The following is a 14,673-nucleotide window of genomic DNA, read 5'->3' on the forward strand; positions in this document are numbered from 1 at the left end:
GGCGGTAGGGGCCGGCCCCATGCGTGGGGCCGGCCCCTACGGCGTACTCAGACCAGGTCGAACCGGTCGAGGTTCATGACCTTGTCCCAGGCGGCGACGAAGTCGCTCACGAACTTCTCCTTCGCGTCGTCGCTCGCGTAGACCTCGGCGACCGCGCGCAGTTCGGAGTTCGACCCGAAGACCAGGTCGGCGCGGGTGCCGGTCCAGCGGACCGCGCCTGCGGCGTCGCGGCCCTCGAAGGCGCTCCGGTCGTCGGCGGCCGGCTTCCAGGTCGTCCCCATGTCGAGCAGGTTGACGAAGAAGTCGTTGGTGAGGGTCCCCGGGGCGTCGGTGAGCACGCCGTGCGAGGTCTGCTGGTGGTTGGCGCCGAGCACGCGCAGACCGCCGACGAGGACCGTCATCTCCGGCGCGCTCAGGTTCAGCAGGTTCGCCCGGTCGAGCAGCAGGTACTCGGCGGGCAGCCGGCTGCCCTTGCCGAGGTAGTTGCGGAAGCCGTCGGCGGCCGGCTCCAGCTCGACGAAGGACTCCACGTCGGTCTGCTCCTGCGTGGCGTCGACCCGGCCCGGGGTGAACGGGACCTCGATGTCGGTGCCGGCCGCCTTGGCCGCCTTCTCGATCCCGGCGGCGCCCGCGAGGACGATCAGGTCGGCGAGGGAGACCTGCTTGCCGCCCTGCTGCGCGGAGTTGAAGGACTCCTGGACGGACTGGAGGGTGCGCAGGACGCCCGCGAGGCGGTCCGGGTCGTTGGCCTCCCAGCCGTTCTGCGGTTCGAGGCGGATGCGTGCGCCATTCGCGCCGCCGCGCTTGTCGCTGCCCCGGAAGGACGAGGCGGAGGCCCACGCGGTGGAGACCAGTTCGGACACCGACAGGTCCGTGGCGAGGACCTTCTCCTTGAGCGCGGCGATGTCGGCGGCCTCGATCAGCTCGTGGGTGCGGGCCGGCAGCGGGTCCTGCCAGACCAGGGTCTCCGCGGGGACCTCGGGGCCGAGGTAGCGGACGACCGGGCCCATGTCGCGGTGGGTCAGCTTGTACCAGGCGCGGGCGAAGGCGTCGGCGAACTCCTCGGGGTTCTCGTGGAAGCGCCGAGAGATCTCCTCGTACGCCGGGTCGAACCGGAGCGAGAGGTCGGTGGTCAGCATGGTGGGGGCGTGGCTCCTGGACGGGTCGTGCGCGTCGGGCACGGTGCCGGCGCCGCCGCCGTCCTTGGGACGCCACTGGTGGGCGCCCGCGGGGCTCTTGAACAGCTCCCACTCGTACCCGAACAGGATGTTGAAGAAGCTGTTGTCCCAGGTCGTCGGGGTGTCCGTCCAGATGCCTTCGAGGCCGCTGGTGATGGCGTCGCCGCCCTTGCCCGTGCCGTGGGTGCTCTCCCAGCCGAGGCCCTGGCGTTCCATCGGGGCGGCCTCGGGGTCGGGGCCCACGTGGTCGGCGGGTCCGGCGCCGTGCGTCTTGCCGAAGGTGTGGCCGCCGGCGATCAATGCGACGGTCTCCTCGTCGTTCATCGCCATCCGGCGGAACGTCTCGCGGATGTCGCGGGCCGCGGCGATCGGGTCCGGGTTGCCGTTGGGGCCCTCGGGGTTGACGTAGATGAGGCCCATCTGCACGGCGCCGAGGGGGTTCTCCAGCTCCCGGTCGCCGGTGTACCGCTCGTCGCCGAGCCAGGTGGTCTCGGGGCCCCAGTACACGTCCTCGTCGGGCTCCCACACGTCGGCACGTCCACCGCCGAAACCGAAGGTCTTGAAGCCCATGGTCTCCAGGGCGACGTTGCCGGTGAGGACGAGGAGGTCGGCCCAGGAGATGTTCTTGCCGTACTTCTTCTTCACCGGCCACAGCAGGCGCCGCGCCTTGTCCAGGCTCGCGTTGTCCGGCCAGCTGTTGAGCGGGGCGAAGCGCTGCTGGCCGGAGCCGGCGCCGCCGCGGCCGTCGCTGATGCGGTAGGTGCCGGCGCTGTGCCAGGCCATGCGGACCATGAAGGGGCCGTAGTTGCCGAAGTCGGCGGGCCACCAGTCCTGCGAGGTCGTCAGCACCTCGGCGATGTCCCGCTTGACGGCGGGCAGGTCAAGGGCGTTGAAGGCCTCGGCGTAGTCGAAGTCCTCGCCGAGCGGGTTGGCCACGGCGGGGTTCTTGGCAAGGATCCGCACGTTGAGCCGCTCCGGCCACCACTGGCGGTTTCCGCCGCCCTGGGTCGGGTGCGGCGCGCGACCGTGGGCGACGGGGCAGCCGCCGGCCTCCTCCGACTTGGGGTCGGTGACGATCGCGTCGTGGTTCTCAGTCATGGATTTCCTTCCGGGCGGGGGCGGATCACGGCTCTCCCGGACTGCGGAGGGTGAAGCGGCCGGACCCGTCTCGGCCCTGGTGTTGTCCTGCCCTGGCATCGACCGGAACCGATCCTACGATGGACCTAATCCAAGTCAATACGACACACACACTGGAATGATCAGGGTCCGCACCTCCCGCGCTGCCATGATCGCCCGCCCGCGCGCAGGGCCGAGTCGCGTAGGTGGAACGGGCTCGTGACCACGGCTGCGCCGACGTCCGACGTGTGGAGCCCGCCTTCCCGTCCACGCTGTGCGCGACGCTGGAGCCGTTGTCCGGCTAGATCGTCTCCGGCCTGCGGTGGACGCTGACGGCGTAGCCGCCGCCGTCGTACGGGGCGGCGTCCCATGTCGCGAAGCGGTCGACCGGGGCGAGACCGGAGGCGGAGCAGCAGTCGTCGTACTCCGCGAGCGTGAGGGCGGGCTCCACGGGCAGGTGGGCCTCGTCCAGACCGAAGCCCGCGACCAGCAGGCCGCCGGGGCGCAGGGCCGCCGACAGGCGCCGGACGACGGTGGCCTCGGTGCCGGGGGCGAGCAGCGCGAAGACGTTGCCCGCGGCGACGACGAGGTCGAAGCCCGTCCCGATGCCGAGGGCCGCCGGGTCGAACGCGGCGAGGTCGGCCCGGAACCAGGGCAGGTGCGGTGCCTGCTTCCGCGCCACGGCCAGCATCGACGGGTCGACGTCCACCCCGACGCAGTCGTACCCGAGCTCCGCGAGCCGGATCGTGACCCGCCCGGTGCCGCATCCGGCGTCCAGCACGCGCGCTGCGGAGGGCACGAGGGCCGAGCAGAACCGCGCCTCCCCGTGCATGTCCTTGCCGCTGCGGGCCAGGGCCGCGAATCGGGCGGCGTAGTCCTCCCCCGACGTGTCTCCGGTCAGCTCGGTCCAGCGGTTCATGCGGCCCACTGTAGACGGGGCGGGGGGCCTGCCGGAGCGGGGGCGGGGCTCACGGCCCCGGCCATGGTTCGGTTTCCCGTACCCCCGATCCGGGGGCAGGCACGATCGATCCGGGCGCCCCGTCGGCCCAGGATGGGGGACATGGCTGAGACAGCGACACACACCGGGACCCAGACCGCCGTCCGAGCGCAGGACCTGCACCGCGAGTACGGGCGCGGCACCGCCGCCGTCCGGGCGCTGCGCGGAGTCTCCGTGGACCTCTCCCCCGGTACGTTCACGGCGGTGATGGGTCCTTCGGGCTCCGGCAAGACCACGTTGCTGCACTGCCTGGCGGGGATGGACCGGCCCACGCGGGGCTCCGTCCGGTGGGGCGGTACGGAGGTGTCCCGGCTGCCGGAGCGGCGGCTGGCGGAACTGCGGCGCGGCCGGGTCGGGTTCGTGTTCCAGGCGTTCAACCTCATGCCGGCGATGACGGTCGAGCAGAACGTCGAGCTGCCCGGCCGGCTGGCCGGTGAGCGGCCCGGCCGGGAACAGGTCCGGGAGGCGCTCGCCCGGGTGGGGCTCGCCGGGCGGGAGCGGTACCGGCCGGGGCAGTTGTCCGGTGGGCAGCAGCAGCGGGTGGCGATCGCCCGAGCGCTGGTGTCGCACCCGGAGGTGCTGTTCGCGGACGAGCCGACCGGGGCGCTGGACCGGTCCACGGGGCGCGAGATCCTGGATCTGCTGCGCGCCGGGGTGGACCAGGAGGGGCAGACCTGTGTGATGGTGACGCACGATCCGGTGGCCGCCGCGTACGCGGACCGGGTGCTGCTGCTCGCCGACGGTCTGCTGGTGGACGAGCTGGTGCGGCCGACCGCCGCTCAGGTCGGCGAGCGCCTGAGCCGTCTGGGCGGCTGAGCCCGTGATCGTCCTGCTCGCTCTCGGCCGGATCCGGCGGCAGCCGGCGGCCTTCGCCGGTCTGGCGGTCGCGCTCCTTCTCGCCATCGCCACGGTGACGCTGTTCGGCTCGCTGTTCGCCACCGGTCTCGCGACGCCCGAGGCCGCCCGGGACGCGGTCGAGGGGCCCGGCCTGATGGTGATCGCCGGTGCCTTCGGGGAGATCGCGGTGCTCGTCGCGTTCTTCGTGGTGGTCAACGCGCTGGGCTTCGCGCTGCGTCAGCAGCACCGTGAGCTGGCGCTGCTGCGTACGGTCGCGGCGACGCCCCGGCAGGCGCGGCGGCTGGTCCGTTGTCAGGTCGTCGCGGTCACGGTGCTGGTGACGGTGCCGGGCTGGGCCGGGGGCGCGGTCGCGGCCCGTCTCCTCCTCGCCGAGCTGCAAGGGCGCGGGATGGCGGCGCCGGGCGTCGGGGTCCCGTGGACACCGGTCCCGATGCTGGTGGCGTCGGCCGCCGCGTTCGTCGTCGCGCTGGTGGCCTCGGCCGTCGCGGCGCGGCGTGTCACCCGGCTCGCGCCGGCCGCCGCGCTCACCGCCGGGTCGACGGAGCAGGGGCGGACGGGTGTGCCGCGGCTGCTCGCCGGAGCGGGTGCGCTGGTGGGCGGCGGGTTCCTGCTGCGGCTGGCGGCGACCCGGCCGTCCGGTGAGCTGGACAAGGCGGGGCAGGCGGCGCTGCTGGGTTCGCTGGTACTGCTGATCGGGGTCGCCCTGGTGGGGCCGCTCGCGGCACGTGTCCTGGTGGCCGTGCTGGGTCTGCCGGTGCGGGTCCTGGCGCCCCGTACGGGCTGGTCGGCCGACGCGAACCTGCGCGGATACGCGCGGCGTCTTTCGTCGGCCGTGGTGCCGGTCGCGCTGCTCGTGGGTCTGTCGGGCACCATGACGATCATGACAACCACCGCCGAGCACGCCTCGGGCGCGGCCACCGGCAGCGTCACATCGGACACGGATGTCTGGCTCCGGCAGGCCGAGCTCGCCCTGCTGCTGTGTTTCGCGGCGGTGTCCACGGTCAACACCCTGGTCGCCGTGACCGCCGAGCGGCGCCGCGAGTTCGCCCTGCTCCGGCTGGTCGGGGCCACCTGGTCGCAGCTGATGCGCATGCTGACGGTGGAAGCGGTACTGACGGCCGCGGTGGGTGTCCTGCTCGGCGCGGCGGTCGCGGGCGCCGCGTCGGCGGCCTTCAGCATCGCGGTGACCGGGTCGGCGGTGCCGTCCGTCCCGGGTGGCGCCGGGTGGCTCGTCGCCGGCGCGGTGGCGCTGACCGCCCCGGTGATCCTGGGCACGGGGCTGCGGGCCGTGCGTGGTCCTGCGGCGGAGCAGGCGGGCGGTGCCCGTGACTGAGCGCGGCCGGGGCCCGGCGGCCGGGGCGCCCGCAGATGTGGATGGCTGAGCGGCGCCGGTATTTCCGTGTCCGGGGCGGCGAGTGGGTCTTCGCCGCCGCCGGGCTGCCGCTCGCCCTGGTCGGCGGTGTCTACGCGCTGGCCGTGCTGTACGCGGGCGTGCTGCTCTCGCTCACGGTGCTCGGCCTGCCGTTCGTGGCCGCCGCGCTGATGGGTGCGCGGGGTTTCGGCACGCTGCACAGGCGGCTGACCGGGTGGCTGCTCGGCGAGCCGGTCGAGCCGCCGGGCGGACTGCCGCGACCGAAGGGGGTGCTCGCCCGGGGCCGTGCGGTGCTGACCGACCCGGTGGCCTGGCGGACGCTGCTGTATCTGGTGCTGCGGCTGCCGCTGGGGGTGGCGGGCTTCGTCGTCGCCGTGGTGCTTGTGCCGGCCTGCGTCTGGCTGACCGGCTTTCCGCTGTGGGGCCGTCTGCTGGAGCCGGACGCGCGGCCCGCCGTGTGGCTGGATGCCGGGGCGGTCGTGCTGGGTGTGGTGCTGCTGTGGGCGATGCCCGGTGCGCTGCGGGCGCTCAGCGGGGCGAACCGGTGGCTCGCCCGGTCGTTGCTCGGCCCGGCCCGCGCCCAGCGGCGGGTGAGGGAGCTGGAGAGCGCCCGCGCCACCCTTCTCGTGGGGAACAGCGACCGGCTCCGCCGCCTGGAGCGCGATCTGCACGACGGCACCCAGGCCCGGCTGGTCGCCCTGGCCATCACGCTCTCCCTGACCGAGGACGCGCTCGCCCCCGCCGCCGGACCGGACGTGGGGCGGCTGCGCTCCCTGCTGGGCCGGGCCCGCGACCAGACCGACGAGACCATCACCGAGCTGCGCCGGCTCACCCGGGGCATCCACCCCGTGGCGCTGGACGGCGGCCTCGGTCAGGCACTGCCCGCCCTCACGGCCACCTCGCCGGTGCCGGTCACCGTCCGCCTGGAGCTGCGGGAGCGCCCGGACCAGGTGATCGAACAGGCCGTCTACTTCTGCGCCGCCGAGCTGCTCACCAATGTCGCCAGGCACAGCGGTGCCCGCTCGGCCGAACTCACGGCGCACGCGTCCGACGGCCGTATCCGGCTGACCGTGCGCGACGACGGGCGGGGCGGTGCGGCGCCCGGCGCGGGCAGCGGCCTGACCGGGCTGGCCGAACGGCTCGCGGCGGTGGACGGGGCGCTGCGGATCGACAGCCCGGCGGGCGGCCCGACCACGGTCACCGCCGAGCTGCCCACGCACGTGTGACGGCGGCCGGGCCGGGTCAGTCCGCGCCCAGCCCCAGGTAGGCCAGGACCGCCTTCACCCGGCGGTTGTCGGTGGCCGTCGCCCGCAGCCCGAACTTGGTGAAGACGGCGGCGACATGTTTCTCCACCGCCCGTTCCGACACCACGAGCCGGGTGGCGATGGAGCGGTTGGAGTGCCCCTGCGCCATCAGCTCCAGTACCTCGCGTTCGCGCGCTGTCAGGGCGTCCACCCGATCGCGCCGCCCGCCCCGCATCAGCCCGGTGACGACCTCCGGGTCGAGGGCCGTGCCCCCGGCGGCGACCCGGTGCAGGGCGTCCACGAGGTCGGAGGTCCGGGCGACGCGTTCCTTCAGGAGATATCCGATGCCCGCCGCGCCGCCGGCCAGCAGCCGGGCGGCGAGGGCGGTCTCGATGTGCTGGGAGAAGACCAGGATGCCGGTCGCGGGCGTACGCTCACGGATCTCGACGGCGGCGCGGATGCCCTCGTCGGTGTGTGTGGGCGGCATCCGGATGTCCACCACGGCCACATCGGGCCGGTGTTCGGCCACCGCCGCGAGCAGTTCGGGCGCCGTCCCCGCGGTGGCCGCCACCTCGCAGCCGCGGGCGCCGAGCAGCTCGACCATGCCGTCGCGCAGGACGACGGAGTCCTCGGCCAGCACCACGCGCAGTCGCCTGTTGATCACGCCCCCCATTATCGGGGCGGGCGCCCGCGCTCCCGTACCCGCCCGCCCCTGCGTCAGCCCGGCTTCGGCGGGTTCCGCGCGTCGAACGCGAAAACGGTGTTGCCGGCCGCCGCCACGATCAGCGCGCCCCCCGCGACGGTCACGCGCGGGCTCGCGCCCTGCTCGCCGGTCAGCCCGTCGGCCCGCGGGTCGGTCGTCCACAGCGATGTGCCGTCGGCCGGCGACAGCGCCACGACCCGGCCGGTGGCGGAGCTGAAGTACAGCGCCCCGTCTCCCGCCGCGGGGCCCGACGCGCCCTCCACGCTCGTCTGCCGGGACCACTTCTTCCGGCCGGTCGCGGGGTCGAGCGCCGTGACGAGACCGGTCTGCCCGCTCACGTACACGGTGCCGCCCGCCATACCGGGCGTTCCCCCGTACGTCGTGGACAGCCGGGTGTAGGCGGCCTTCCCCGACGCAGGGTCGACGCGCACCACCCCGTCGTATCCGGTCATCGCCGCCCCCTCCCAGTGTTCCTGGAGGAGGACGAGCCTGCCGTCGGCGTCGCCCATCGGCACGGCGGGGCCGTCGACCTCGATGGCCTCGCCCCAGGTCCCCGAGGTGCGGTCGACCGGGTAGAGGGTGGGGTGGCGTACGGACGAGGCGGACAGCTCCGCGTCCGTCGCGCACATCGCGAGGAGGTCAGCGCCCATCGGGACGGGAGCGCACTGCTCACCGGCGGGGAACGGCTGCGTCCAGGCGATCTCGCCGCTGTGCGCGTCCCGGGCCTCGAAGGCAGTGTCGGTCGCGTCGACCGTCACGACGGCGTCGCCCATCAGCACGGCGTCCTCGGTCCGGCCCGTGACAGCGGTCGACCGGCCGCCGGCCGGGGCGGACCACAGCTCCCGGCCGCTGTCCGCGTCGATGGCCACCACCTCGGTGTCCGGGTCCTGCGGGGCGTCCTCGGCGGCGAACCGGTAGCCGAGCACCGTGTCGTCGGTGGCGCCCACCAGGTGCATGCCCTGGACGGGGATGCCGGGGCTCAGCGCCGTCCACGCGCGGGAGCCGTCCTTGGCGCTGATCCGCGCCGCGACGACGCCCCCGCCTCCGCAGAACACCCCGTCGCCCCGTGCGACGCACCGCAGCTCGTCGGGAATGTCCTTGCGCCCGCCCAGCACGGTCCTGTGCCAGGGCGTGAAGCCGTCCGGCAGCGCGGCCCCCGGCGCCGCGGTCGTCCTGTTGCCGTGGTCCTCGGTGTCGCTGCCGCCGATACCGCCCGCCTGCAACGCGGTGACTCCCCCGCCGATCGCCGCGACGGCGACGGCGGCCGCGAGCACGGGCCGCCACCGGCCGCGCAGCCGACGGCCGATGGCGGTGCGGGAGTTTCCGGCGCCGGAGACGTCCGTGGCCGGGGCCTTCGGCGCGGGGGTGTCCCGTGTCGCGAGGTGGTGCTCGGTGAGGACGTCGCGGGTACGGCCGGCCGCGGCCCCGGGCCCGTCCGCCGCGCTCTCGCCCAGCTCGGACGGCAGGTCCCGCAGCAGTTCGAGGAGTTCGTCCGCCGAGGGGCGGCCCTCGGGCTCCTTGCCCAGGCACGGTTCGACGACCGTCCGCAGAGCGGCCGGTACGGCGTCCAGCGACGGTTCCTCGTGGACGACCTGATAGGCGGTCAGGTAGGGGCTGTCCGCGTCGAAGGGGCCGCGTCCCGTCGCCGCGTACACCAGCAGCGTCGCCAGCGAGAAGACGTCGGAGCGCGGCCCCACACCCCTGGGCGCCTGCAACTGCTCGGGCGACATGAAGGGCGGGGTACCGATGACGCGTCCGGTCATCGTGAGCGTCTGCTGGTCGGCGGCGCGCGAGATGCCGAAGTCGATGACGCGCGGCCCCTCGGCGGACAGTACGACGTTCGACGGCTTCAGGTCGCGGTGGACGACACCCACCCGGTGGATGTCACGCAGCGCCTCCGCGAGGCCGATGGCGAGGCTCCGCAGCCCGGCCCCGCGCAGCGGGCCGTCGTCGGCGATGCGCTGTGCGAGCGTCGGCCCCTCGATGTACGCCGTCGCCATCCACGGATGGTCGGCCTCGGGTGCGGCGTCGACCACGGCGGCGGTGAACGCCCCGCTCACCCTTCTCGCCGCCGCGACCTCCTGGCGGAAGCGGATGCGGAATTCGCTGTCACTCGCGAACTGCTGGTGGATCAGCTTGATCGCGACGGGCCGCCCAGAACTCGTACGGGCCAGAAAGACGGTGCCCATGCCTCCTGAGCCGAGGCGCGCCTCAAGCGGATAACCACCGATCTCCGCCGGATCGCCTGCGCGCAGCGACACTCTTCCCGACCTCTCGTCCCCCGGGCACCTCTGCCGCCCCGGGCCTGCCTGTATATGTCCTGGACCCAAACTAGTCGCAGGTCGGTCCGGCAGAGCAAAGCGGGTGACATCCGAATCCGGCGGCGGGGCGGGGCCGGCGCGCCCTCGCGCGCCGGCCGGGCCCTCCGGGGCGCCCCTTCAGCAGGCGCCGAGGTCTTCCCAGACCCCCCATTCACCCGTGCTGCCGGGCGTCTCGTTCTGCGTCCACCACTTCGCCTTCCAGGTGTGGCCGCCGTAGGAGACGGTGTCGCCGCCCGTGTAGACGGCGCCGCTGTTCCACGCGCCCGCGGCGCAGTCGCCGCCGGTCGGGGGCGGGGTGGTCGGCGGGGTGGTGGTCGGCGGGGTGACGCCGGCGAACTTCACCGAGAACTTCGCGAAGTCCCAGTCCGACTGGGCCACGCTGCTGCACGTGCCGGAGGTCTTGCCGTTGTTGTCCGGCGGGGTGCACTGCCGGTCGCGGTTGAGCGACCAGAAGGTGAAGCGGTCCATGTGGTGGCTGGTGGCGAAGTCCAGCACGGTCTGGAAGTCGGCCTGGGTGAAGTACTCGCCGGTGTCGCTGCGGCCGTTCATCCCGGAGAAGCCCTCGTGCGCGTACGCGGTCGCCGCGTCCCAGCCGAAGGTGGACTGGAGGACGGTGTTGAAGTTCGTCAGGGCGCTCGTCTGCGCGGCAGCCCCGTTGAACCCGCCGTCGAACGGCATGATCGAGAAGTTGTTCGGCGTGAAGCCCTGCGCCTTGGCCTCGTTGAGCATCTGCTTGCCGAACCAGCCGGTGCCGTCGGCGGTTCCGGCCGTGGTGACCGAGACGTAGAGGCCGGGGTTGTTCTGCTGGAGGATCTTGGCCGCGCCGATCTCTCGGGCGATGGCGGCCGTGTTCTCGTACTCCGGCTCCTCCAGGTCGAAGTCGATGGCCTTCAGCTGGTACTTGGTGATGACCTGCTGGTAGGCGGCGGCGGTGGAGGCGGCGTCGGAGCAGGTCTGGCCGAGTTTGGTGCCCCCGTATCCGCCGATGGAGACCGAGACGTCGCCGCCCTTGGCGCGGATCGCGCTGATGACGGACCCTACGGCGGTGTCCGACGAGACCGGCGACGTACCGTCCCAGGTCGGGCTGCACCCTCCGCCGTCGGGCGCGAGGATGAAGGCGAGCTGGAACGCCTTCAGGCCGGTGGCGTCCATGATGGCGCCGGCGTCCGGCGGGTTGTTGTCGTGCGGCATCAGATAGGGCGCCGCGGCGTACCAGCGGTCGCTGAGCGCGGTGGCGCCGGCGGGCGCACCGGAAGCCTGCTGCGCGGCGAAGGCGGCGAGTCCCGCGGTGGCCAGGGCGGCGGTGGCCGCACCGCAGAGCAGAGCGCGAAAACGCTTCATGGAGACTCCTGACGGGAGAAGGTGCCGCCAAGAATCGGAGGGTGACGCATTCACGTCAATGCGTTGGCCTAGACCATTGCTTTCTCTTGAACGTTGACCGGCCCGCCCGCCGGCCCCGGGCACGGCCGCTCAGAGCCGGAACCAGCGCTCCTCGCCCGGCCGGACGGCGGACCGGCGCCCGTCCGGCAGGACGACGGGAAGCGGACCCCCCGGCGAGTCCGGCACCTGGATGGCCAGGCGCCCGGGGAGCATACGGACGCGGACGCCCCGGTGGCCGCGGAAGCAGACCGTGAAGGAGAACCGGGGGATCTGCGCCAGGGCCACCGGCTCCACGCGCAGCCCTTCCGGCACCGCCTCCAGACCGGTGATCCCCCGCTCCACCAGGTCGACCGTGCCCGCCATCGCCCCGAGGTGGATGCCCTCGCCCGTCGTACCGCCCTGGAGGTCGGCCACATCTCCGAGCAGCGCCTCCTCGCAGAAACGCCAGGCGTCGGCGCCCTTCCCCCGGGCCTCCACCCAGCCGTGGACGAGGCTGCTGAGCGTCGATCCGTGGCTGGTGCGGCGCAGGTGGTACGCGACGGTGGCGCGCCAGGTCTCGTCGTCCAGGGGACAGCCGAGCCGGGCGAACAGCTCGCGCAGTTCCCTGGGCCGGAAGAGGTAGCCGAGCATCAGCGTGTCGGCCTGCTTGGAGGCCTGGTAGCGGTTGACGGTGTCGCCTTCCGCCTCCAGGATCCGGTCGAGCCTGCGGATGTCGCCGTAACGCTCCCGGTACCCCTCCCAGTCGAGTTCCGCCAGGTCGCCCCAGCCGTCGAACTGGCTGATCACCCCCTGGTGGTAGGGGATGTGGAGACGGCGGGACACCTCCTCCCAGCGCCCCAGTTCCTCGTCGTCCAGCGACAGGTCCTCGCGCAGCTCCGCCTTCCGTGCGGGCGGCAGGTCGTCCAGGAGGTCGAGGCCCCGGGCGAGGACCCAGGCCGCGGTCACGTTCGTGTACGCGTTGTCGTCGATGCCCGGTTCCGCCGCGTCGGGATAGGCGTCGTGGTACTCGTCCGGGCCGACGACCCCGCGAATCCGGTAGCGCCGCAGTCCCGGGTCGAAGGCGGCGGCCCCGGCCCAGAAGCGGGCGACCTCCAGGAGGATCTCGGCCCCCTCCGCGTGCAGGAACCCGCGGTCCCCGGTGGTCTGCGCGTACCGCCACACGTTGTAGGCGATGGCCGAGCCGACGTGGCGCTGGAGCCGTGAATGGTCCGGGAGCCAGCGCCCCGAGCGGGGGTTGAGGTGCAGTTCCTGCGTCTCCTCGCGGCCCGAACTCGCGCTCTGCCACGGGTACATGGCCCCTTGGCCTCCGGCGTCGCGGGCCGCCGCGCGGGCGGCCGGGAGGCGGCGGTGGCGGTACATGAGCAGGGCCCGCGCCACTTCGGGGAAGTGCAGGTTCAGGTGCGGCAGGACGAACAGCTCGTCCCAGAAGATGTGGCCACGGTAGGCCTCGCCGTGCAGGCCGCGCGCCGGGACCCCGGCATCGAGTTCCGCGGTGTGCGGCGAAAGCGTCTGCAGGAGGTGGAAGAGGTGCAGCCGCAGGATGCGCCCCTCCTCGCCGGGGACGTCCAGTTCGCCCTGTTCCCACAGGCGCCGCCAGGACGCCTCGTGCGTGGCGAGCAGCCGGGGGAAGTCCGGTGTCCGGGTGAGCGCGTCGCAGGCCTCCGCGCGCGGGTCGCCGTCGGGCCGGTCCGTCGAGGTGTGCAGGGCCATCGTCTTCACCACGGAAACCGAGCGGCGCGGGACGACGGGGAGGCGGTAGGTCTGGACGGTGCGGGTCGGTGCGGCGGTCTCCGCGGCGGGCACCTCGGGGGTAGTGACGGTACGGACGGCCAGGGCGAGACGGATGCCGGGATCGTACGTGCGGCAGGAGAGCCAGGCGGTCCCGTCGGGCTCGTATCCGCTCGCGTGGTCCGCGAGGTGGTGCCTCTCCAGGTCCCGGTACCGCTCCACCCCGGCGTTGCTGACCGCGCCGTCCAGGACGGACTCCACCTCGACGGCGCCGCTCCACCCGTAGGCGCGGAACGTGCTGCGCTGGGCCGCGAGGTGCGGGTCCCCCATGTGCACGATCCGCGTGTGGCCGACGCGCAGCCCGCGCCCCCGCGCGTCCCGGAAGTACAGCTGCCGGGTGAGCGTTCCTGCGCGCAGGTCCAGCCCCGCCTCGTAGTGCCGCAGGTCCTCGGAGTCGGGCGTCAGCCAGTCGCCGGGCGGCCCGTCGTCGGGGAGGCAGCGGTAGCGCAGGAGCGTCCAGTTGGGCAGGTTGACCATGTCCTCGTTCTCGACGCTCCGGCCGGCGACGGCCGAGGTCCGTCGGTCGAAGCAGCCGGCCAGGTACGTACCCGGGTAGTGGACGGGGCCGGCGGGGCACTCCGGGGCGGAGCCCCGGGTGGCGAATCTGCCGTTGCCGAGCGTGCAGAGCGACTCGACCAGCCGCTCGCGCTCCGGCTCGTACCGCCTGTAGCCCCACGTCCACCCGGCGGTCATCGCGCCTCTCCCCAGATGTGCCGCACCATCGCCATGAGGTCGGGGACCACCAGGTCGGCGCCCTCCTGCCGCAGGGCTTGTGAGCCGTTCCCGTCCGGGCTCCGGTCCACAGCGGTCACGCATCCGAAGCCTCCGCGATGGGCCGCCCGCACTCCGGCGAGCGCGTCCTCCACCACCGCGGTGTCGCCGGGGAGGGTGCCGAGGTGGTCGGCCGCGTGCAGGAAGAGCGCGGGGTGCGGCTTTCCGGGGAGCGCGAGCCGGGCGGCGTCCTCGCCGTCCACGACGGCTGCCAGGAACTGGTCGAGTCCGGTGTACGCGAGCAGCGTCCGGGCGTGCCGGGACGCCGAGACGGCGACGCAGGGAACGCCGCGCGTGCGCAGGGCGGCCAGTGCCTCCTCGGCGTCCGGGAACGCGACGACGGCGCCGTCGGCCAGGGCGTTGCGGAACTCCGCTTCCTTGCGGGCGGCGACGGCCCAGACGGTGTCGCAGCCGGGCGGGTCGTCGGGGTGCCCGGGTGGGAGATGGATGTCCCGGGAGACCAGGAACGCCTCGGCCCCGTCGTACCGGGACCTGCCGTCGACGAAGCGGCGGTATTCGGCGTCCGCGTCGAAGGGGGTCCAGGCCGCCCCCGGTCCGTCGGACGCCGGCCCGGCGAGGCAGGCGTCGAACGCGGTCTTCCACGCGGCGGCGTGGACGACGGCCGAGTCGAGGAGCACCCCGTCGGCGTCGAGGACGACCGCGCGCGGCGGCCCGGACCGGTCGCGGAGCCCGTTCATGCGACGGCCGGAGGGCCGGGGACCCGCGCGCCCGCCGGCTGCGGCCCGCCGGCCGCGCGCAAGGGGGCTTGTGCGCCGATGGTCCGGCCGGGGCCGTGCGGCCCCGTTTCCCGGACGGTGACGAGATCGCCCCGCCCGATCACGTCACCCGCGTCCCGCCGGGCACCGCTGCCCGGTCCCGCGAAGACGGCAGCCTTCATGCTGCCCACCCACTTCCTGTACGGCCACTTCCTGTACGGCGCTCGGG

Annotated in this window: 11 protein-coding genes; 3 read left to right on the forward strand and 8 right to left on the reverse strand. The window is 73.8% G+C overall.

The annotated features are described in order from the left end of the window. Nucleotides 1-47: 47 nt before the first annotated feature. Together katG and P8A18_RS02500 are read right to left on the reverse strand one after the other, a co-directional pair. Nucleotides 48-2,276, reverse strand: a complete 2,229-nt coding sequence (gene katG, locus P8A18_RS02495; protein WP_306051331.1) for a catalase/peroxidase HPI — start codon at nucleotides 2,274-2,276, stop codon at nucleotides 48-50. Between the two features lie 319 nt (nucleotides 2,277-2,595). After that, nucleotides 2,596-3,213: a class I SAM-dependent methyltransferase gene (locus P8A18_RS02500; protein ID WP_306051333.1), complete on the reverse strand. Its 618-nt coding sequence runs from the start codon at nucleotides 3,211-3,213 to the stop codon at nucleotides 2,596-2,598. A 141-nt stretch (nucleotides 3,214-3,354) separates the two neighbouring features. On the opposite strand from P8A18_RS02500, the gene P8A18_RS02505 reads away from it, so the two are divergent. The 3 genes from P8A18_RS02505 to P8A18_RS02515 are packed head-to-tail and all read left to right on the forward strand — an operon-like array spanning nucleotide 3,355 to nucleotide 6,747. Then, nucleotides 3,355-4,107, forward strand: a complete 753-nt coding sequence (locus P8A18_RS02505) for an ABC transporter ATP-binding protein (protein WP_306051335.1) — start codon at nucleotides 3,355-3,357, stop codon at nucleotides 4,105-4,107. Between the two features lie 7 nt (nucleotides 4,108-4,114). Then, the gene (locus P8A18_RS02510) at nucleotides 4,115-5,482 is read left to right on the forward strand and encodes an FtsX-like permease family protein (RefSeq protein WP_306060634.1); all 1,368 of its coding nucleotides are present in this window, start codon (nucleotides 4,115-4,117) and stop codon (nucleotides 5,480-5,482) included. A gap of 41 nt (nucleotides 5,483-5,523) precedes the next feature. After that, nucleotides 5,524-6,747: a sensor histidine kinase gene (locus tag P8A18_RS02515; protein ID WP_306051337.1), complete on the forward strand. Its 1,224-nt coding sequence runs from the start codon at nucleotides 5,524-5,526 to the stop codon at nucleotides 6,745-6,747. 16 nt (nucleotides 6,748-6,763) lie between these two features. Here the strand turns inward: P8A18_RS02515 and P8A18_RS02520 are convergent, their stop codons facing one another. From P8A18_RS02520 to P8A18_RS02545, 6 genes are all read right to left on the reverse strand, one after another. Further along, on the reverse strand, nucleotides 6,764-7,438 hold the full coding sequence (locus tag P8A18_RS02520) for a response regulator (protein ID WP_371933630.1): 675 nt from the start codon (nucleotides 7,436-7,438) through the stop codon (nucleotides 6,764-6,766). Nucleotides 7,439-7,482: 44 nt separating this feature from the next. Continuing rightward, nucleotides 7,483-9,729, reverse strand: a complete 2,247-nt coding sequence (locus P8A18_RS02525) for a serine/threonine-protein kinase (RefSeq protein ID WP_306051341.1) — start codon at nucleotides 9,727-9,729, stop codon at nucleotides 7,483-7,485. 177 nt (nucleotides 9,730-9,906) lie between these two features. Continuing rightward, nucleotides 9,907-11,130 carry a chitinase gene (locus tag P8A18_RS02530; protein ID WP_018555379.1) on the reverse strand — a complete coding sequence of 408 codons (1,224 nt, stop codon included), beginning with the start codon at nucleotides 11,128-11,130 and terminating at the stop codon, nucleotides 9,907-9,909. Nucleotides 11,131-11,259: 129 nt separating this feature from the next. Then, entirely contained in the window at nucleotides 11,260-13,650 is a 2,391-nt protein-coding gene (locus tag P8A18_RS02535) for a glycoside hydrolase family 65 protein (RefSeq protein WP_306051343.1), read from the reverse strand. After that, a complete protein-coding gene (locus P8A18_RS02540; RefSeq protein ID WP_306051345.1) occupies nucleotides 13,647-14,426 on the reverse strand; it encodes an HAD family hydrolase in 780 nt (259 codons plus the stop codon). Before P8A18_RS02540 ends, P8A18_RS02535 begins: the two co-directional genes overlap by 4 nt. Beyond that, nucleotides 14,423-14,635: a hypothetical protein gene (locus tag P8A18_RS02545; RefSeq protein ID WP_306051347.1), complete on the reverse strand. Its 213-nt coding sequence runs from the start codon at nucleotides 14,633-14,635 to the stop codon at nucleotides 14,423-14,425. Before P8A18_RS02545 ends, P8A18_RS02540 begins: the two co-directional genes overlap by 4 nt. Nucleotides 14,636-14,673: the final 38 nt, after the last annotated feature.

Source organism: Streptomyces sp. Mut1, from assembly GCF_030719295.1.
Lineage (GTDB): Bacteria > Actinomycetota > Actinomycetes > Streptomycetales > Streptomycetaceae > Streptomyces > Streptomyces castrisilvae.

Excerpts from the sequence above, each read along its gene's own strand:
- katG (WP_306051331.1), bottom strand. The coding sequence starts at position 2,276 with ATGACTGAGAACCACGACGCGATCGTCACCGACCCCAAGTCGGAGGAG.
- P8A18_RS02500 (WP_306051333.1), bottom strand. The coding sequence starts at position 3,213 with ATGAACCGCTGGACCGAGCTGACCGGAGACACGTCGGGGGAGGACTAC.
- P8A18_RS02505 (WP_306051335.1), top strand. The coding sequence starts at position 3,355 with ATGGCTGAGACAGCGACACACACCGGGACCCAGACCGCCGTCCGAGCG.
- P8A18_RS02515 (WP_306051337.1), top strand. The coding sequence starts at position 5,524 with ATGGCTGAGCGGCGCCGGTATTTCCGTGTCCGGGGCGGCGAGTGGGTC.
- P8A18_RS02520 (WP_371933630.1), bottom strand. The coding sequence starts at position 7,438 with ATGGGGGGCGTGATCAACAGGCGACTGCGCGTGGTGCTGGCCGAGGAC.
- P8A18_RS02530 (WP_018555379.1), bottom strand. The coding sequence starts at position 11,130 with ATGAAGCGTTTTCGCGCTCTGCTCTGCGGTGCGGCCACCGCCGCCCTG.
- P8A18_RS02535 (WP_306051343.1), bottom strand. The coding sequence starts at position 13,650 with ATGACCGCCGGGTGGACGTGGGGCTACAGGCGGTACGAGCCGGAGCGC.
- P8A18_RS02540 (WP_306051345.1), bottom strand. The coding sequence starts at position 14,426 with ATGAACGGGCTCCGCGACCGGTCCGGGCCGCCGCGCGCGGTCGTCCTC.